At 60.2% G+C, this 18,802-nt stretch carries 18 protein-coding genes; 8 read left to right on the top strand and 10 right to left on the bottom strand.

Features of this window, described 5'->3' with window-relative positions; all coding sequences use genetic code 11:
- Positions 1-61 precede the first annotated feature (61 nt).
- Positions 62-994 carry a glutathione synthase gene (gshB, locus tag SJY13_RS12130; protein ID WP_085822873.1) on the top strand — a complete coding sequence of 311 codons (933 nt, stop codon included), beginning with the start codon at positions 62-64 and terminating at the stop codon, positions 992-994.
- Here the strand turns inward: gshB and SJY13_RS12125 are convergent.
- Genes SJY13_RS12125 through cobU form a run of 4 tightly spaced genes read right to left on the bottom strand, consistent with a single transcriptional unit; the run spans position 991 to position 4,641 of the window.
- Positions 991-2,505 carry a YifB family Mg chelatase-like AAA ATPase gene (locus SJY13_RS12125; RefSeq protein WP_377191238.1) on the bottom strand — a complete coding sequence of 505 codons (1,515 nt, stop codon included), beginning with the start codon at positions 2,503-2,505 and terminating at the stop codon, positions 991-993. The genes gshB and SJY13_RS12125 overlap by 4 nt on opposite strands.
- Before the next feature lie 45 nt (positions 2,506-2,550).
- A complete protein-coding gene (locus SJY13_RS12120) occupies positions 2,551-3,435 on the bottom strand; it encodes a glutathione S-transferase N-terminal domain-containing protein (RefSeq protein ID WP_377191237.1) in 885 nt (294 codons plus the stop codon).
- Between the two features lie 58 nt (positions 3,436-3,493).
- On the bottom strand, positions 3,494-4,072 hold the full coding sequence (locus SJY13_RS12115; protein WP_377191236.1) for a histidine phosphatase family protein: 579 nt from the start codon (positions 4,070-4,072) through the stop codon (positions 3,494-3,496).
- Positions 4,069-4,641, bottom strand: a complete 573-nt coding sequence (gene cobU, locus SJY13_RS12110) for a bifunctional adenosylcobinamide kinase/adenosylcobinamide-phosphate guanylyltransferase (protein WP_377193627.1) — start codon at positions 4,639-4,641, stop codon at positions 4,069-4,071. Before cobU ends, SJY13_RS12115 begins: the two co-directional genes overlap by 4 nt.
- Before the next feature lie 49 nt (positions 4,642-4,690).
- On the opposite strand from cobU, the gene SJY13_RS12105 reads away from it, so the two are divergent.
- From SJY13_RS12105 to SJY13_RS12080, 6 genes are all read left to right on the top strand, one after another.
- The gene (locus SJY13_RS12105) at positions 4,691-5,569 is read left to right on the top strand and encodes an RNA polymerase factor sigma-32 (RefSeq protein WP_085822870.1); all 879 of its coding nucleotides are present in this window, start codon (positions 4,691-4,693) and stop codon (positions 5,567-5,569) included.
- Complete coding sequence (locus tag SJY13_RS12100; RefSeq protein ID WP_377191235.1) at positions 5,566-6,381, top strand: ChaN family lipoprotein; 816 nt, start codon at positions 5,566-5,568, stop codon at positions 6,379-6,381. Before SJY13_RS12105 ends, SJY13_RS12100 begins: the two co-directional genes overlap by 4 nt.
- A 63-nt stretch (positions 6,382-6,444) precedes the next feature.
- Complete coding sequence (gene coaBC, locus SJY13_RS12095) at positions 6,445-7,641, top strand: bifunctional phosphopantothenoylcysteine decarboxylase/phosphopantothenate--cysteine ligase CoaBC (protein WP_377191234.1); 1,197 nt, start codon at positions 6,445-6,447, stop codon at positions 7,639-7,641.
- A gap of 15 nt (positions 7,642-7,656) precedes the next feature.
- Complete coding sequence (dut, locus tag SJY13_RS12090) at positions 7,657-8,112, top strand: dUTP diphosphatase (protein WP_377191233.1); 456 nt, start codon at positions 7,657-7,659, stop codon at positions 8,110-8,112.
- Entirely contained in the window at positions 8,112-9,155 is a 1,044-nt protein-coding gene (locus tag SJY13_RS12085) for a HesA/MoeB/ThiF family protein (RefSeq protein WP_377191232.1), read from the top strand. Before dut ends, SJY13_RS12085 begins: the two co-directional genes overlap by 1 nt.
- A gap of 63 nt (positions 9,156-9,218) precedes the next feature.
- Entirely contained in the window at positions 9,219-11,234 is a 2,016-nt protein-coding gene (locus tag SJY13_RS12080) for a M3 family metallopeptidase (RefSeq protein ID WP_377191231.1), read from the top strand.
- Between the two features lie 4 nt (positions 11,235-11,238).
- Here the strand turns inward: SJY13_RS12080 and SJY13_RS12075 are convergent, their stop codons facing one another.
- The 6 genes from SJY13_RS12075 to SJY13_RS12050 are packed head-to-tail and all read right to left on the bottom strand — an operon-like array spanning position 11,239 to position 17,803.
- The gene (locus SJY13_RS12075) at positions 11,239-12,171 is read right to left on the bottom strand and encodes a 2-hydroxyacid dehydrogenase (protein ID WP_377191230.1); all 933 of its coding nucleotides are present in this window, start codon (positions 12,169-12,171) and stop codon (positions 11,239-11,241) included.
- Positions 12,172-12,186: 15 nt separating this feature from the next.
- The gene (rodA, locus tag SJY13_RS12070; RefSeq protein WP_377191229.1) at positions 12,187-13,326 is read right to left on the bottom strand and encodes a rod shape-determining protein RodA; all 1,140 of its coding nucleotides are present in this window, start codon (positions 13,324-13,326) and stop codon (positions 12,187-12,189) included.
- Positions 13,323-15,272 carry a penicillin-binding protein 2 gene (gene mrdA / locus SJY13_RS12065; protein WP_085822862.1) on the bottom strand — a complete coding sequence of 650 codons (1,950 nt, stop codon included), beginning with the start codon at positions 15,270-15,272 and terminating at the stop codon, positions 13,323-13,325. The genes rodA and mrdA overlap by 4 nt, the downstream gene beginning before the upstream one ends.
- A complete protein-coding gene (locus SJY13_RS12060; RefSeq protein WP_377191228.1) occupies positions 15,269-15,805 on the bottom strand; it encodes a rod shape-determining protein MreD in 537 nt (178 codons plus the stop codon). The genes mrdA and SJY13_RS12060 overlap by 4 nt, the downstream gene beginning before the upstream one ends.
- Positions 15,798-16,700, bottom strand: coding sequence for a rod shape-determining protein MreC (gene mreC, locus SJY13_RS12055; protein ID WP_377191227.1), 903 nt, complete (start codon positions 16,698-16,700; stop codon positions 15,798-15,800). The genes SJY13_RS12060 and mreC overlap by 8 nt, the downstream gene beginning before the upstream one ends.
- 56 nt (positions 16,701-16,756) lie before the next feature.
- Complete coding sequence (locus tag SJY13_RS12050; RefSeq protein ID WP_039523195.1) at positions 16,757-17,803, bottom strand: rod shape-determining protein; 1,047 nt, start codon at positions 17,801-17,803, stop codon at positions 16,757-16,759.
- 155 nt (positions 17,804-17,958) lie between these two features.
- Between SJY13_RS12050 and SJY13_RS12045 the strand changes: the two genes are divergently transcribed.
- A complete protein-coding gene (locus tag SJY13_RS12045) occupies positions 17,959-18,744 on the top strand; it encodes a 23S rRNA (adenine(2030)-N(6))-methyltransferase RlmJ (RefSeq protein ID WP_377191226.1) in 786 nt (261 codons plus the stop codon).
- Positions 18,745-18,802 lie beyond the last annotated feature (58 nt).

Genomic DNA, 18,802 nt, shown 5'->3' with positions numbered 1-18,802 from the left:
CCCCCATTGAACCCTTGGCCTCGCTGGGCCATGTATCTGGCGTGAAGCTAAGGGACACGCCATGAAAATCGCCTTTCAGATGGACCCGATCGGGGCCGTGGATATCAATGCCGACAGCTCTTTCCGTCTGGCCGAAGAGGCGCAGGCGCGCGGGCACACTCTGTTTTTCTACAGCCCCGACCAGCTGGCCTATCAGGAGGGGCGCATAACAGCCCGTGGTCACGACATGACGGTCCAGCGGGTGGTTGGAAACCCTGCGGAATTAGGCCCTGAGCGCGAAGTGGACCTGGCCGATTTTGACGTTGTCTGGCTACGTCAGGACCCGCCGTTTGACATGCACTACATCACATCGACGCACTTGCTGGACCGCCTCAAGGGGCAGGTGCTGGTGGTCAATGATCCGTTCTGGGTCAGGAACTACCCGGAAAAGCTGTTGGTGCTGGACTTCCCCGATCTGACCCCGCCGACAACAATTGCGCGCGATCTTCAGACGATCAAAGTTTTCAAGGAAAAGCACGGCGATATCATTTTAAAGCCGCTTTACGGCAATGGTGGTGCCGGTGTGTTTCGGCTGGATGCCAATGACCGCAACCTGACATCTCTACACGAGCTGTTCGTCGGGTTTTCGCGCGAGCCGCTGATTGTGCAGAAGTTTCTGCCCGATGTCAGTAACGGCGACAAACGCGTGATTCTCGTCGACGGAGAGGCGGTCGGCGCGATCAACCGGGTTCCTGCAAAAGGAGAGACGCGGTCGAACATGCATGTGGGCGGGCGGCCCGAAAAAATCGGTCTGTCAGATCGGGACCTTGAGATATGTGCCGCAATCGGGCCATTGCTGAAAGAAAAAGGCCAGGTTTTTGTCGGGATTGACGTGATCGGGGATTACCTGACCGAAATCAACGTCACCTCGCCAACCGGCATCCAAGAGCTGGAACGGTTTGATGGCGTCAACATTGCGGAGAAAATCTGGCAGGCGATTGAGGCCAAGATTTAAGACGCCGCGCTGCCGCTGATGCGAAAGCTCAGCGCTTCGGCGATATGGGGCCGCCGTACATCCGGGGCCCCCTCCAGATCAGCAATAGTGCGTGCCACCCGTAAAATGCGGTGAAAGGCACGTGCCGACAGGCCAAATTTCTCAGCAGCTTTCAACAACAGCTCTTTGCCCTCGGGGTCAGGCGCGGCAATTTCCTCTAGCACTGACCCTTCGACATCCGCGTTTTGTCGAATAGCGGGCGTTTCGCGAAACCGTGCGGCCTGAATGGCACGGGCCTGATCTACACGGTCGGCAACCATGGCCGAGCTGTCACCGGACGGTGGCAGGTCTAGATCGGTGAACCCAACAGGGGGCACCTCGATCCGTAAATCGAACCGGTCCATCAACGGGCCAGAGATGCGACTCAGATAGTCCTCACCGCATACTGGCGCGCGCGAGCAGGCCCGGGCGGGATCCGTCAGATATCCGCATTTACAAGGGTTGGCTGCAGCCACCAGCATGAACCGGCAGGGGTATTTCACATGGGCATTGGCGCGGGCAACCATGACCTCACCGCTTTCAATCGGCTGGCGCAAGGTTTCAAGCACGGTGCGCGGGAATTCCGGAAATTCGTCCATGAACAAGACCCCGTTATGGGCCAGCGAAATCTCGCCCGGCTTGGCGCCTTTACCACCGCCGACAATCGCTGCCATTGACGCCGTGTGATGCGGTTCGCGAAACGGACGACTGCGACTGATGCCGCCTTCATCCAGCAATCCACACAGGGATTGGATCATCGACGTCTCCAAGGCCTCGGCTGGCGCCAGAGGCGGCAAAATACCCGGCAAGCGCGCGGCCAGCATGGATTTGCCCGACCCTGGCGTGCCGATCATGATCAGGTGGTGGCGTCCTGCTGCGGCAATCTCCAGCGCGCGTTTGGCCCGTTCCTGCCCTTTCACCTCACGCAGGTCGCGGGTGCTGAGCGCCAGATTCACCTCACCCGGCAGTGCCGCGGGCAAGGGTGACTGACCCGAAAAATGGCGCACCACATCGCCCAGTGACCCCGCTCCGATCACCTGTGTGGCATCGACCCAGGCGGCCTCGGCGCTGGAAGCACGGGGACAGAGCAGCGCGCGATCCTCGGTCGCGGCGGTCATGGCGGCGGGCAGCGCGCCAACCACGGGCACCAGAGAGCCATCCAGTGACAACTCACCCAGTGACACCGCCCCTTCGGCAGCGTCGGCTGGGATGATCTCCAACGCGGAGAGTAGCGCGACGGCGATGGGCAGGTCGAAATGGCTGCCCTCTTTGGGCAGATCCGCGGGCGACAGGTTGATGGTGATCCGCTTTGAGGGCAGTGCGATGGCCATGGAACTGAGGGCGCTGCGGATGCGATCGCGGGCCTCGGACACGGCTTTGTCAGGCAGACCAACAATGGAAAAGGCAGGCAGGCCCGGTGAGACGGCGCATTGCACCTCAACCGGACGAGCTTCTACCCCTTGGAAAGCGACAGTATGAGCGCGAGCAACCATGAACGACCTTTTTGGTTAACAAGTCGTTGCTGCCACGGGTGCAGTTTAGGAATTGTTAACAGAGGCGCGCATAGCGGTGAATTTTGGCCACGCCTCGGGGTCTGCGACGGTTTTGTCGCGGCAAAACGGGTTGCAGAACCCCCAGATTTGTCCGTTCAGATCCAGAAAATCGGTGACCGGTTTGCCTGAATAGGGGCAAGCGGCGTTGATTGACGGCCCGGACTTCGCAGGGAAAGCTCCTGACGTTTCGCCGACGGGCCATTGGGCTGTTGGCAGTCCGGTTTCATAGGGAAACGGTTCGTATGATACGGTCAGTCCCATTGCCCGCCACTGCCGGACGGATGGATCTGATAGCAACTCCAAGCAATAATCGCGATTGGCATCCGACACGGGCAAACCGTAGCCGATGATCCGAGCTGCGATCGGGGTATAGAACACATCGGCCAGCGAGTAGACACCAAACAGCGGTCCGGACGCCGCGCCGGAAACCTTGCGCGCATGCGCCCAGAGGTGCTCGATCCGGTGCAGATCAACTTGCGTCTCGACCGAGGGCGCAAACCCCTGCCAGCAGTGCTGGAGCTGCATCGCGCATTCCCCCCGCAGCGCGGTGAACCCAGCGGCCATTTCAACGCAGAGCCAACGCGCCGTGGCGCGGGCGGAGGGGTCACCGGGCCATAGCCCGGCCTCCGGATGCCGCTCGGCCAGTGTTTCGGCCATGGCAAGGCTTTCCCCAACCACGGTGCCATCAGGCAGTCGCAAGGCCGGAACCAATCGGGCCGGGGCGAGGGGCTTCATATCGTCGGCCATCGTGCCGGAATACAGGCCGATCATGTGGCTTCGGTAAGGCAGGCCAAACTTTTCCAGCATCAGCCAACCGCGCAAGGACCAGCTGGAAAACAGGCGGTCTCCGATAAACAAATCATAAGTCATGCGCATAGGATGGCGCGGCCGGAACGGTCCGTAAATCAGTGATTTGTGCGAGGTGTGATCACGGACAGTGATTGATCCGCCCCACCGACCAGCGGTCGCCATGATGGGTGATATCGGTGACGGAGAGGTTGTCGATCCGATGGCTGAACGCCTCTTGCGCGTCCAGATTCAGCGCCCGCTGCACCTGTGTCAAAATCACACCAAAATGGGCCACAATGATCAGATCATGCCCAGCGTGGGCGGCAATCAGATCGTCGATCACAGCATCGACGCGGGTTCGAACCTGGTTCCAGCTTTCGCCGTTTGGCGGGCGCACGTCGCCCGGATTGTCCCAATAGGCAAAGGCCAACTCGGGATCTTCTGCCTCGATCTCTTTAAAGCCGCGCAGCTCCCACGTGCCAAAGCGGATTTCCCGCAAATCTGTGTGATGGGGCAGGCGAAGGCGGCTTCCCTGAAGGGCCGAGGCTGTATCTGCAGCACGGGACAAATCGGATGAGATGACGATAGCCTGCGCTGGCAGGTGATCGTGCAGGCGGGCGATGGCGGCATGATCGCTGAGATCGGCAGGCAGGTCGGACCATCCAACCATGGTTTTGGCATGGGTCGGCCCGTGACGAACAAGATGCAGCCGCGTCATGGCAGTTGCCCTTTCAGAACCAGCGGCAACCCGGCGGTGACTTGAACGGCCAGATCAGCCTGCGCCGCCAGCGCGATATTCAGCCGGCCTTGTGCTTCGCGGAAACGGCGCGACAGAGCGTTGTCCGGAACGATCCCATGACCAACTTCATTAGAGACGATGACAATAGGCGCGCGGCAGCTACGCAGCGCCTGCAACAAAGCGCTCTGCACCTGATCCAGATCGTTTTCGGCCAACATATGATTGGTCAGCCACATGGTCGCACAGTCGATCAGGCAGATGTCGTTCGGGGTCAGGCGGGCCAGGTCGGGCCCAAGATCAAGAGGGGCTTCAATCGTTGTCCAATCCGCGCCGCGTTGGGCAAGGTGGCGCTGAACCTTCTGTTCCATCTCATCATCAAACACTTGTGATGTGGCGACGTATATCTTGTTTTTTCCTTCTGAAACAACGACCTGCTCGGCAAATGCCGACTTGCCTGAGGCCGCCCCGCCCAACACAAAGGTTAAATCCGGATACACTGTTCTTACCTTTCTGGTGATCCACCCGGTGTTGTTCTGCGTATCGACCATAAGTCGGCAAGGCAAGCCCGACCCGCGCCTGTGAAAAGGGGAGATTTCCATGGCACTGGACACTGCGAAAGATTTCTCACTGTCTCGGCAGGCAATGAAAGCCGAACTGCTGGACGCTGAAACCGAACTGAAACTGGCATATGCGTGGCGTGACGACAGGGACGAGCGGGCGCTGCATCGCCTCATTACGGCCTATATGCGACTGGCGATTTCGATGGCAGCCAAGTTCAAACGCTATGGCGCGCCGATGAATGACCTGATCCAGGAGGCTGGTCTGGGACTGATGAAAGCGGCGGACAAGTTTGATCCTGATCGTGGGGTGCGCTTTTCAACCTATGCTGTCTGGTGGATCAAGGCGAGCATTCAGGACTATGTCATGCGCAACTGGTCGATGGTGCGGACCGGCTCGACCTCTTCGCAAAAATCCCTCTTCTTCAACATGCGTCGGGTTCAGGCGCGGCTGGAACGCGAGGCCGCGTCCGATGGTATGGATCTGGACCGTCACCAGTTGCACCAGATGATTGCTGCTGAGATTGGTGTACCTCTGCGGGATGTGGAAATGATGGAAGGTCGCCTGTCCGGCTCGGATTTCTCGCTGAATGCAGTGCAGTCGGCCGACGAAGACGGGCGTGAGTGGATCGATGCGCTGGAAGATGACCGCGAACAGGCTGCCGAGAGGGTGGAAAACAGCCATGACACCGAACAACTGCGCGACTGGCTGGTAACGGCCATGCAAGCGCTGAACGACCGCGAGCGGTTTATTGTGCGCGAGCGCAAGCTGCGCGAACCGGCGCGGACATTGGAAAGCCTTGGGCAAGAGCTGGGTCTGTCCAAGGAAAGGGTGCGACAGCTTGAGGCGGCAGCCTTCGGCAAAATGCGCAAGAACCTTGAAGCGCAATCGCGTGAGGTGCAACACTTCATCGCATGAAACACTTTGCGATTCTGCTTTGCGCTCTTGTGGTTATGGGCAAACCTGGCCAGGCCGATGATTTGATCCCTGATGATGTGGCAGAAGCCATGAAATCTGCTGATGTCGTGATCCTTGGGGAAATCCACGACAATCCTCAACACCATCTTGTGCAGAAAGACGCGTTGACGATTGTCTCTCCGTCCGCCGTGGTGTGGGAAATGGTGACCGAGGAAGGCGCGCAGCGACTGGCGCAAAAAGCCGCGTCCGACCCCGAAGAGCTGGCCAAAATTCTGAAATGGGCGGAAATGGGCTGGCCACCGCTGAGCATGTATTACCCGGTGTTTCAGGCCACCGATGCGCCGGTTTATGGCGCGATGGTCCCCCGCACAGCCGCTCGCGCTGCGATGGAGCGGGGTGCTGCAACTGCGCTGGGGGCCGATGCCGCCCGATATGGCCTGACCGTTCCGTTGCCCGCGGCTGAGCAATCCGCACGCGAGGCAGATCAGCTGGCCTCGCATTGCAATGCCATGCCCGAAAGCGCCTTGCCGCAACTGGTCGCTATTCAGCGCCTGCGCGATGCGGTGCTGACCCGGGCCGTTTTGCGCGCCTATGACGAGACCGGTGGACCGGTGGCGGTGATCACAGGCAATGGCCATGCCCGCAAAGACCGTGGTATCCCGACTTTTCTGTCCCGCCTGCGGCCCGGTCTGAAAGTGTTTGTGCTGGGTCAATCCGAAGATGGCATCGTCTATGGTGAGTTTGATGCCATTATCGATAGCCCCTCTGTCGAGCGTGAAGACCCCTGCCTGGCTTTTGAAACGCAGAATTAAGCGCTGGAACTGCCGGGCCTCCTTGCCTAATGTCGGGGCCGACCGGGACGAGAAGGGCACAACATGCTGGCATCGAAACGCATTCTGCTGATCATCGGCGCAGGGATCGCGGCCTACAAGTCGCTGGACCTGATCCGGCGACTCAAGGAGCGCGGCGCCGCTGTGACACCGGTTCTGACTCGTGCAGCCGAGGAATTTGCAACCCCGCTATCCGTATCAGCGCTTGCAGGCGAAAAGGTCTATCGCGATCTGTTCGATCTGACGGACGAAGCCGAGATGGGTCATATTCAGTTGTCACGCTCGGCCGATATGATTGTTGTGGCCCCGGCAACGGCTGATTTGATGGGCAAGATGGCCGGGGGCTTGGCGAATGATCTGGCCTCAACCTTGCTGATGGCCACTGATACACCGGTTCTGTGTGCGCCTGCGATGAATGTACGCATGTGGGATCACCCAGCAACCCAGCGTAATCTGCAACAGCTTCAGGCGGACGGGGTCCGTTTTGTAGGTCCCAATGAGGGCGACATGGCCTGTGGCGAATACGGCCCCGGCCGCATGTCCGAACCGCTTGAGATCGTGGCGGCAATCGAAGCGCAGATGGGCAGCGGCCCCCTTTCGGGAAAACGGGTTCTTGTGACCTCGGGCCCAACGCACGAGCCGATTGATCCTGTGCGCTATATCGCCAACCGTTCATCCGGGGCGCAGGGCACGGCCGTGGCCCGGGCGCTGGCGGCGCTGGGGGCCGAGGTTGTCTTTGTGACCGGCCCCGCCGATGTTCCCGCCCCCGAAGGGGTGCAGGTGCAGCGCGTCGAAACCGCGCAACAAATGTCTGACGCGGTCGAGGCTGCTCTGCCAGTTGATGCCGGCGTCTTTGCAGCGGCAGTAGCCGACTGGCGCATGGCAAGCGCGTCGGACAAGAAGCTGAAGAAAAGCCGCGATAGCTTGCCGGTGCTGGAATTTGCGGAAAACCCGGACATCCTGAAACGGATTGCCCATATGGGTGCGGATCGCCCTACGTTGGTGGTGGGCTTTGCCGCCGAGACAGAAAACGTGATCGAACACGCCACTGCCAAACGCGCGCGCAAGGGCTGTGACTGGATCGTGGCAAATGATGTCAGCCCGGCGACGGGCATCATGGGCGGGTCCGAAAACGCGGTGACCGTGATCTCGGATTCGGGTGCCGAGGAATGGCCGCGTATGGGCAAGGATGCGGTGGCCGAGCGGCTGGCGCAAAAGATCGCCGACGCGCTGACAGGCTAGACAAGAGGGACAATAATGGTTGCAATCCGTGTGATCCGAGAGGACGGCGCTGACCCGTTGATCCCGCTACCCTCTTATGAAACCGCAGGGGCCGCAGGCGCAGATGTCCGGGCAAATCTGCCGGGTGGCGCGCCGATCACGCTGCCCCCCGGTCAGCGCGCGCTGGTGCCCACCGGTTTGCGGATTGAAATCCCGCAAGGGTTTGAGGTTCAGGTGCGGCCGCGCTCGGGACTTGCCTTGAAACACGGGATCACCTTGCCCAATACACCGGGCACAATCGACAGCGATTACCGTGGTCCGCTGGGCGTGATCCTATTGAACGCCGGGCAAGACAGTTTTGAGATCACCCATGGCGAACGCATTGCCCAACTGGTCGTGGCTCCCGTTGTTCAGGCCAGCTTCGAGCCGGTTGACGTCCTGACCGACACGGATCGCGGCGCGGGTGGGTTCGGCTCGACCGGGCGCGGCTGATGTTGCTGGTTCTGATCCTGGCCGCGCTGCTGTGGGGTATCGGTTATGTGGCCGGGGTGACGCGAACGGCGCGCATGACTTCGGTCGCGGTGTTGCTGCTGGGCGTTATCACCGCGCAATTGGTTCTGCCCGATGGACATCCTTTGCGCGAGGCGACCGGCGGGTCTGCAGCGCTGTGGTTGATATTGGCTGGCTCGGTCGCGTTGGTTCTGGTTTACGGAAAGGGCTTGAAAGCGCTGCGAAATCGCGCGGCACCAGCCTCAACCCAGGAGCCCGCAATGCCAACCGACCGATTCTCGGAAACCGAGCTTGAGCGCTATGCCCGGCACATCGTGCTGCGCGAACTGGGCGGGCCGGGGCAGAAAAAGATGAAACAGGCCCGTGTGCTGATTATCGGCGCGGGTGGTCTGGGCGCGCCGGCCCTGCAATATCTGGCCGCCGCCGGAGTAGGCACCATCGGTGTCATTGATGATGATGAGGTCGAGAATGCCAATCTGCAGCGACAGGTGATCCACCGCGACGCGGATATCGGCATGCCCAAAGTGTTTTCGGCCCAACAGGCGATGCTGGCGCAGAACCCCAATGTGACGGTGCTGCCCTATTACCGTCGCCTGACCGATGAGATCGCCGCGGATCTGTTTGCCGATTTTGATCTGATCCTGGATGGCACCGACAATTTCGACACGCGCTATCTGGTCAATCGCACGGCTGTCGCGCTGGGCAAGCCGCTGATCTCGGGCGCATTGTCACAATGGGAAGGGCAGTTAAGCGTGTTTGACCCGGGCAATAACGCGCCCTGTTATCAGTGTATCTTCCCCGAGGCCCCGGCCCCCGGCCTGGCCCCATCCTGTTCCGAGGCGGGCGTAATTGGCCCATTGCCCGGCGTAGTCGGGTCGATGATGGCGGTTGAGGCGATAAAGGTGATCACCGGCGCGGGGCAGGCGCTGCGCGGTGAGATGCTGATTTACGATGCGCTTTATGGCGAAAGCCGCAAGATCACCCTGTCGCGCCGCGCCGACTGTCTGGTCTGTGGCGGGCAGTAAACGCCGCTGCGGCTCTGGATCATCACCGCAACCGTTCTTAGGTTGTGGTCAAAGGAGACTTCAATGACCAACCCGATCCTGTCCGACTGGACCACGCCGTTTGAAATCGCTCCCTTTGCGGACATTGCGGATAAGGATTTCCCGCCCGCGCTGGAACAGGCGATGCAGGCCCACAACTCCCAGATCGATGCGATTGCGGAAAACCAGGACATTCCCACCTTTGCCAACACAATCGAGGCGCTCGAGGCCGCGGGTGAGCAGATGGACAAGGTCTTATCAGTGTTCTTCACGGTTGCGGGCGCGGACAGCAACCCGGTGCGCGAACAGCTGCAGCGTGATTTCTCGCCCAAGCTGGCCGCGCATTTCTCGGGCATTTCGTCGAACAAGGCGCTGTTTCAGCGGGTGGCTGAGCTGTGGGCGCGGAAAGATCAACTGGGTCTAAGCGACGAACAGGCTCGTGTGTTGATGCTGACGCATCGCGGGTTCGTACGGGCAGGTGCTGCTTTGACCGGGGATGTGGATGCCCGGATGCAAGAGATCAAGGCCCGGCTGGCCTTGTTGGGTACGTCTTTTACACAGAACTTGCTGGCGGATGAACGGGACTGGTTCATGACCCTGACCGAAGATGATCTGCAAGGTCTGCCGGATTTTGTCATCGACACTGCGCGCGCAGCTGGCGAAGAAAAGGGCGCAGACGGCCCGGTTGTGACACTGTCGCGATCGCTGATCGTACCGTTCCTGCAATTCTCGCCCCGCCGTGATCTGCGGGAAAAGGCATATCGCGCCTGGACCGCGCGCGGCGCAAATGGCGGGGATACGGACAACCGCGAGATTGCCGTTGAAACCCTGAGCCTGCGTGAGGAACGCGCCAAACTGCTGGGTTATGACAGCTTTGCCGATTTCAAGCTGGAAACCGAGATGGCCCGGACACCAGATCGCGTCCGTGACCTGCTGATGCAGGTCTGGGAGCCCGCCAAAACCCGCGCCGACGCTGATGCGGCGATCCTGACGCAGATGATGCAAGAAGACGGCGTGAATGGCCCGCTTGAGGCATGGGACTGGCGCTACTATGCCGAGAAACACCGCAAGGCTGAGCATGATTTGGATGAGGCCAAATTGAAGCCGTATCTGCAATTGGATCGGATGATCGAGGCGTCCTTTGCCTGCGCCAATCGCCTGTTTGGGCTGGAATTCAAGCCGCTGGATGTGCCGCTGTACCACCCCGATTGCCGGGCGTGGGAGGTGACGCGCAATGATCAGCATATCGCGGTGTTCATTGGCGACTATTTCGCGCGCGGTTCCAAACGGTCAGGCGCATGGTGCAGTGCGATGCGGTCGCAGGCGAAGTTCCCCAAAGAACAGGCGCCGGTTGTCATCAATGTCTGCAATTTCGCCAAGGGTGATCCGGCGCTGTTGTCTTATGACGACGCCCGGACCCTGTTTCACGAATTTGGCCACGCCCTGCATCAGATGCTGTCCGATGTGACCTATGAAAGCATCTCGGGCACGTCTGTGGCGCGTGATTTCGTGGAACTGCCCAGCCAGCTGTACGAACACTGGTTGGAAGTGCCCGAGGTGCTGGCCGAGTTTGCCACCCACGCTGAAACCGGCGCGCCCATGCCACAAGAAATGCTGCAAAAGGTTTTGCAAGCCGCCAATTTTGATCAGGGGTTTCAAACGGTGGAATATGTCGCCTCGGCGCTGGTCGATCTGGCCTTTCACGACGGTGCAGCCCCGGGCGACCCGATGGCAAAACAAGCCGAAGTGCTGGATGCAATCGGAATGCCGCAAGCCATCGGCATGCGCCACGCCACGCCACATTTCGCGCATGTCTTTGCGGGTGATGGCTATAGCTCGGGCTATTACAGTTACATGTGGTCCGAGGTCATGGACGCCGACGCTTTCGCCGCCTTTGAAGAGGCGGGTGGTGCCTTTGATCCCGAACGCGCCAAGGCGCTAGAGGTCAACATTCTGTCAACCGGCGGCTCGCGCGAGGCTGAAGACCTGTATCTGGCATTCCGTGGGCGTCTGCCGGGGGTTGAGGCGTTGCTGAAAGGGCGTGGCCTGGTCACAGCCTGACCAATCAATACCCTAGATTGCGGTCGACGAGGTGCAGGAAGGGTTCGCCCGCCTCACCTCGGCGAATGTTCTCGCAGATCACCTGCGCCGCCGTGGTGGGCCGGGTTTCCGAGGCGATATGTGGGGTCACGGTCACATTAGGATGGGCCCAATAGGGATGGTCTGCCGGAAGCGGCTCTACCCGGAACACGTCCAGCGTAGCGTGACCAATATGGCCTGTGTTCAGTGCTGCCAGCAGGGCTTCGTCGTCGATCAACGGCCCGCGACCGGGGTTGATGATACACGCGCCTTTGGGCAGCAAGGCCAGCGTGTCCGTGTTTAACGTGTTTTCGGTCGCGGGCGTGTCCGGCAGCAGCAATACGACAATCTCGGCCCGCGACAAGGCATGTCGCAGCCCGTCATCGCCGTGCAGGCAGGTGATGCCGGGGATATCTTTGGCCGAACGGCTCCAACCCGTCACATTGAAACCCAGTGCTGCCAGCGCTTGCGCGGCGGCCTCACCCAAAGCGCCCAATCCCAGCACGCAGACGCGACGCTCGGTCGCCAGTGGCGGCGCGTCGGGGATCCAGACCCCGTCCTGTGCTGTGATGTGGCGATCCATCCCAAGGTGATAGCGCAGTACATGGCCGACAACCCATTCCGTCATGCCCTGTGTCAGCCCATGATCAACCATCCGCGCCAGAGGAGCAGTCAGGGTGGCGTTGCCTGCGATGGTTTCAACTCCGGCCCAGAGGCTGAGCACTGCCTTGAGGCGTGAGTAAGGGGTGAAATCCAGCAGCCCTCCGTTGGGGGCGTAAGCGGCGTAATCGACCTGATCGGGGGCGAGTTCAGTGGCAAGGTTAAAGTCCAACCCGGCCTCGGACAGTCCTTTGGTCAACAAAGGCTGATACACAGGCCACAGTTCAGGGCGCGCTGAAAACAGGATGTTCACGGGCATGCGGGGCCTTTCAACTTAGCGGGGACGGTGAATATGGGCGCTTTGGACAATACCGAACGCGGCCATCAGGACCAACATGGCCGAGCCGCCATAGCTGACCATTGGCAGCGGCACACCCACAACCGGGGCCAGCCCCATGACCATCGACATGTTGACGGCAAAGAACAGAAAGAAGTTCAGCGCAATCCCCAGAGTTACCAACGAGGAAAACCTGTCTTTCGTCGACAGCGCCGTGACCAGACAGAAGATCAGGATCAGGCCATACAGCGTCAGCAGGGTAATACCACCAACAAAACCGAACTCTTCGGCCAGCGTCGTAAAGATGAAATCAGTGTGCTTTTCAGGCAGGAAGTTCAGACGGGACTGTGTGCCCTGCATGAACCCGCGCCCGTTCCACCCGCCAGACCCCAGCGCGATCTTGGATTGGGTGATGTGATAGCCTGCCCCAAGCGGGTCGGTCGACGGGTCGAGAAACGTGTCGATCCGGCGAAACTGGTACTCTTTGAGTAGCTGCCAGTCGGTCCCGCGGCTGTTGAACACGGTGGCCACCAACCCGAACCCGGCTGCGATCACGGCGGCGAAATAGGACCAGTGGACACCGGCCAGAAACATCAGCCCACCGCCCGCGGCCAGCAAAAGGATGGATGTGCCCAGGTCGGGCTGCTTCAGAACCATGAAGGTCGGGATCAGGATCAAAGCAACCGGCAGGATCACCCACAGGGGGCGGGATGTTTTGTGCGACGGCAGCCAGTCGTAATAGGCCGCCAGCAGCATCACCAGCGTCACTTTCATCACCTCGGACGGCTGCAATCGCATGAATCCCAAGTCGATCCACCGCTGCGCGCCCATCCCGACAGTGCCAAAAAGCTCGACGAATATCAGCAGCGCGATTGAGCCCAGATAGGCTACAACCGACATGTTGCGCCAAAACCAGATCGGCACCAGCGCCACGATGAACATGACCGTCAGGCCCAGCCCAAACCGCTCCATCTGAGGTTCGGCCCACGGAGTCCAAGACCCACCTGCCACCGAGTACAGCATCAGGAAACCGGCACTGGCCGTGCTGATCAGCAACAGTGTCAGGGGCCAATTCATATAGAAGAACTTGCGAAACCCGGACGGCGTCGATTTGACGGCATATTCAAGATAGCTCATGCGCGGTCCTTTTCCGAGGGACGCGCTTTGGGGCGACGATCGCCTTCAAGCCTTTTTTGTTGTTCCTTGATGCGCTCGCGATCAGCAACCGGATAGGCCTCAAGCGGTGGGGTGCCGTTGTAAAGCGCCTGTAACATGATGTCGCGCGCCACCGGCGCGGCCGCCTTGGATCCGCCGCCGCCATGCTCGACCACAACGGCCACGGCGTATTTGGGATTGTCATAGGGCGCAAAGCTGACGAACAGCGCGTGGTCGCGGCGTTCCCAGGGCAGGTCTTTGTTGCGGATCACACCAGCGGCGCGTTCGGCCTTGGTGATGTTGCGGACCTGGCTGGTGCCGGTTTTGCCAGCCATGCGGAAGTCATCCGCGATGATGCGGCTGCGATAGGCTGTGCCGCGCCGGTCGTTCGAGACCGAGAACATCGCCTTGCGCACATATTCCAGATTGGTCCGGTTGACCGCCAGCGGTTCGCCCGCGCCTGAGGGTTGTTCGACCCCGTTCACCGAGCGCACCAAACGCGGAGAAACCGCACGTCCGGTTGCAATCCGTGCCGTCATAACTGCCAGCTGCAAGGGCGATGCCAGCATAAAGCCCTGACCGATCGAGGCGTTGGCCGTATCACCCACCAGCCATTCCTCGCCGTGGACCCGTTCCTTCCACGCTTGATTGGGGGCCAGTCCGGCGGCCACAGCGGACATTGGGATATCGTGTTTTACCCCCAGCCCAAAAATGCGACACATATCGGAAATTCTGTCGATGCCCGTGCGCAGGGCGACGTCGTAATAATACACATCGCAGCTGCGTTTCAGCGACAGCCCCAGATCCACGGTGCCATGCCCGCCACGTTTCCAGCAATGGAACCTGCGACTGCCAACTTTCAGGTGACCGGGGCAGTAAACGGTGTTTCCGGGGCCGATGACACCGGCCTCAAGCGCGGCCATTGCGGTGATCATCTTGAAGGTCGAACCGGGCGGATAGGTGCCCTGCACCGTCTTATTGGCCAGCGGGCGATAGTTGTCCTGTGTCAGCGCTCGGTAATCGGCAACGGAAATGCCGCGCACAAAGAGGTTCGGATCAAAGCTGGGGGCGGAACTTATGGCGCGGATATCGCCGGTTTCGCAATCGATCACCACCGCAGCGGCGCTTTCACCAGCCAGACGGGCCTGCGCGTATTGCTGCAGGTCCGCATCGACCGACAGTTGCAGATCAGCCCCGGTTTCACCTTCCTGCCGGTCAAGCTCGCGCATGACACGGCCTGTGGCGTTTACTTCGACCCGTTTGGCCCCGGCTTTACCGCGCAGGCTGGTTTCCTGTTTGGCCTCTAGCCCGACCTTGCCGATCTGGAACCGGGGAATGCGCAGGACGGGCTCGGGGTCTTCGATCTGGCTCAGGTCATAATCGCTGACCGGACCAACATAACCCACAACATGGGCGAAATCCTCGTACCGGGGGTATTCGCGGGTCATGCCCACTTCGGGTGTGACACCGGGCAGGGCTGGCGCGTTGACGGCAACTTTTGAGATATCCTCCCACGTGACCTGGTCGGCCAGCGTCACTGGCAGGAAGGGGGCCGAGCGGCGCATTTCAGTCTTGGCGCGTTCGATCTCATCCTCGGTCAGCGGGATCAGATCAGACAGTTTGGCGATCACCTTGTCGACGTCACCGGCATCCTCGCGCACCACGACAATGCGGTAGGACGGAGAGTTCTGGCCGATGATTTGGCCGTTTCGATCATAGATTCGACCGCGCGTCGGCGGAATCAGGCGGATGTTGATGCGGTTTTCTTCGGCCAGAAGTCGATATTCGTCGGCTTGATCCACCTGCATAAAACGCATGCGCGCAGCCAGACCGCCAATAAAGACAGTTTGCAGGCCGCCCAATATCAACGCCCGGCGCGGCAGGCGTTTATAGGCAAGGCCCTGTGATTTGGGTGTGCGCTGCTTCATGACCGAGCCCCCAACGTGCCGCTTTCCGTGGGCGACGCGCGCCGCACGCCAAATCCGTTCTGGCTGAGCAGAACGATCAGCGGGTAGACCGCAATTGTCAGAACCACTTGTATCACCACCGGTCCCAAAGCTGCCTGTTGCACAGACAGAATAGCAAGAATGACGCGGTTCAGGGCAAAAACTCCTGTGATTGCCACGGCGACGGTTGACCATTCTCCGGCAAATCCGGAATCGCGCATACCTGGCGCGGCCGAGCGCAAATAGGCGGCACCAAGCACCACCAGCGCCGCCAGCAGGCCGGGCGGGCGTTGCAGCAGCAGATCCGCCATCAACATAACAACGGCCACCAGCAAGGTGGGCACATATTCAGGGCGGCGCAAAACCCAGGCAAAGGTCAGCGCGATCAAGATATCCGGAAACGGCCAGCGATCCGGCTGCGTGTTCAGCGGCAGCAAATGCAAAAACATGATTACAGCGGCCAGAAACAGGTACAGACCACGTTTGGTCCAAAGCTGAGAGGTTGACCTATCCATCGCCAACCTCTGCCGGGGTCAGGGCCGCTTCGGGCTGTCTGGGACCAACGATATCGCCCAAATCCTGAATGTTGGGGGCTGGCTGATACCGCAGCACCCGCAAAAATTCGAGCCGTTCAAAATCCGCCGACAATCGCACCCGCAGGCGGCCACCGGGGTCAGCTGTGATTTGACCGATCAGCAAGCCACCCGGGAATACACCCCCGTCACCCGATGTCACAACGCGGTCGCCGGGGCGCACCAGCTCGCGGTTTTCCAGAAACTCCACCGCCGGCGCCGGGGTGTTGTCGCCCGTGATCAGGGCGGTCTGCCCCGAGGGCTGGATGGTCGCCGGAATTGCACTCGAAGCATCGGTCAGCAGGATCACCCGGGCTGTATCAGGTCCGACACCGGAAATCCGGCCCACCACTCCAATCCCGTCCATCGAGGCCCATCCATCCATGATGCCGTCGCGTTCACCCACATTCAGCAAGACCGACTGCCGGAACGGAGAGCCGCTGTCGGCCATGACAACGCCGGTGATATAGGTAAGGCGCGGATCCAGCCGCACGTTGTTCAGATCCAGCAGCCGGGCGTTTTCCTGCTCTAACTGCAATGCTGCCTCTTTCCAGGCCCGCATCAGGCGCAGTTCGCTGCGCAATTCCTGGTTTTGTTCGCTCAGGCGCTGATAGCTTTGGAAGTCCCGGACCAGATTGACGATGGCCGTAACCGGAACCATGGCCCATTCCATCGAAGGAACAACCCGGTCCACCACCTGTGCGCGGAACCGCTCGACACGCGGGCTATCGATGCGCCACACCAGAAAGATCGCCAGCAGGCACAGGACGACTATCCCCAACAGCAAGCGGCGTAAGGGGGTCGTGTATTCGTCGCGCTGTGATCGGTCCTTTGCCACAGGACTCCTTCCCGTGCTGCTCGCGCCCGAGTGTTCACCCCTGAAGGGTGCGCGCCTTAGCTTTCGTAGTCAATCGCGTGGCGCAGCTGTTTTTCATATTCCAGGGCCTTGCCGGTGCCCAAAGCCACACAATTCAGGCTTTCATCGGCAATCGACACGGCCAAACCTGTCTGTTCTCGCAAGGCGAGGTCCAGATCGCCCAGCAGCGCGCCGCCACCTGTCAGCATCACGCCGCGGTCGACAATGTCGGCCGCCAGATCGGGCGGCGTGGTTTCTAGGGCAGTCATAACCGCCTCGCAAATCTGTTGGACGGGCTCAGAGAGCGCCTCGGCCACCTGGGCCTGGCTGATTTCGATTTCCTTGGGCACGCCGTTCAGTAAGTCACGGCCCCGGATATGCATCGACTGGCCGCGCCCGTCATCGGGCATGCGAGCCGTACCGATGGTGGTCTTGATGCGCTCGGCAGTGGATTCACCGACCAGAAGGTTCTGCTGACGCCGCAGGTATGAGATGATGGCCTCATCCATCCGGTCTCCACCCACACGGACCGAGCGGGCATAGACAATGTCGCCCAGCGACAGTACGGCGACCTCGGTGGTGCCGCCGCCGATATCGACAACCATGTTCCCGGTGGGATCAGTGATCGGCATACCGGCCCCGATCGCCGCAGCAATCGGTTCGGCAATCAAGCCAGCGCGCCGGGCACCAGCGGACAGAACCGACTGACGAATGGCGCGCTTTTCAACTGGTGTTGCGCCGTGGGGGACGCAGACGATGATTTTGGGTTTCGAGAAGGTGGATCGTTTATGCACCTTGCGGATGAAGTGCTTGATCATTTCCTCGGCAGTGTCGAAGTCCGCAATCACGCCTTCGCGCATGGGGCGAATGGCTTCGATAGATCCTGGTGTCCGGCCCAGCATCAGCTTGGCGTCTTCGCCGACGGCCAGCACTTTTTTCACGCCGTCCTTGACGTGATACGCCACCACCGAGGGTTCAGACAGGATAACGCCGCGCCCTTTGACATATACCAGCGTGTTCGCAGTTCCGAGGTCGATGGCCATGTCCGCTGTGAACAGGCCGCCCAGATTGCCAAAGATTCCCATGTTTTTACTGATCCCGTTCGTCAGAATTTCTACTGCCCGCGACTCGACGGTTCCGGGACGGATGTCTTATAGGGTGCCATCTCGCCCGGTAAAAGGGCTGATTCCGCGTAAATCAGCACCTTTCCGCCTTATTGAAAGGGACTTTAGAAGGCAACATGCTCTCATATCAACACATTTACCACGCCGGGAATCTGGCTGATGTGCAAAAGCACGCATTGTTGGCATGGGTGCTGGATTATTTGACCCGCAAAGACAAGCCGCTGACTTATCTCGAAACCCATGCAGGGCGGGGGCTGTATCAGATGGATGCGGCCGAGGCAGTGCGCACTGGCGAAGCCGCTGCGGGCATCCAGCGCGTTCAGCGTGCGAAGTGGTTTGAAGCAGACCACCCGCTGGAGCGGGCAATCAGCGCCGTGCAAGACCGGCACGGGGCGCAGGCCTATCCGGGGTCACCTCTGATTGCCACCAGTCTGTTGCGCGATCAGGACAGTCTGCACTTTGCCGAACTGCACCCTCAGGAACACACGGCCTTGGCCATGGCACTGTCGATTTACGAAGCCAAGGCCTACCGTCAGGACGGCTACGACCTGGCACAATCCTTGCTGCCGCCAACTCCACGCCGTGGATTGATGCTTATCGACCCGAGCTATGAGGTGAAATCCGAGTATGACCGACTGCCTGGTATCATTGCCAAACTGCATCGAAAATGGAACGTGGGCGTCATCGCATTGTGGTACCCGATTTTGACAGACGACCGACACAGCGCGATGATCTCAAAGCTGAAGTCCCAGGACCTGCCGAGAACCCTGTGTCATGAGGTTCGGTTTGATCCAGTGCGAGAGGGCCATCGCATTGTGGGCTCAGGTATGTTCGCTATCAACGCGCCTTATGGCCTTGAAGATGAGGCATCGCGCTTGTCCGGCTTGTTTGCCGATCTTTGAAGGCGACCTCCTAACGAAACAAATCCTCCCGCCTCATTTGTCCGCATCAAAGATGCAG

This window comes from Ruegeria meonggei (genome assembly GCF_042768335.1).
Lineage (GTDB): Bacteria > Pseudomonadota > Alphaproteobacteria > Rhodobacterales > Rhodobacteraceae > Ruegeria > Ruegeria meonggei.
The sequence above is the reverse complement of the archived record's forward strand: the minus strand, read 5'-3'. Positions and strand labels throughout refer to the sequence as shown.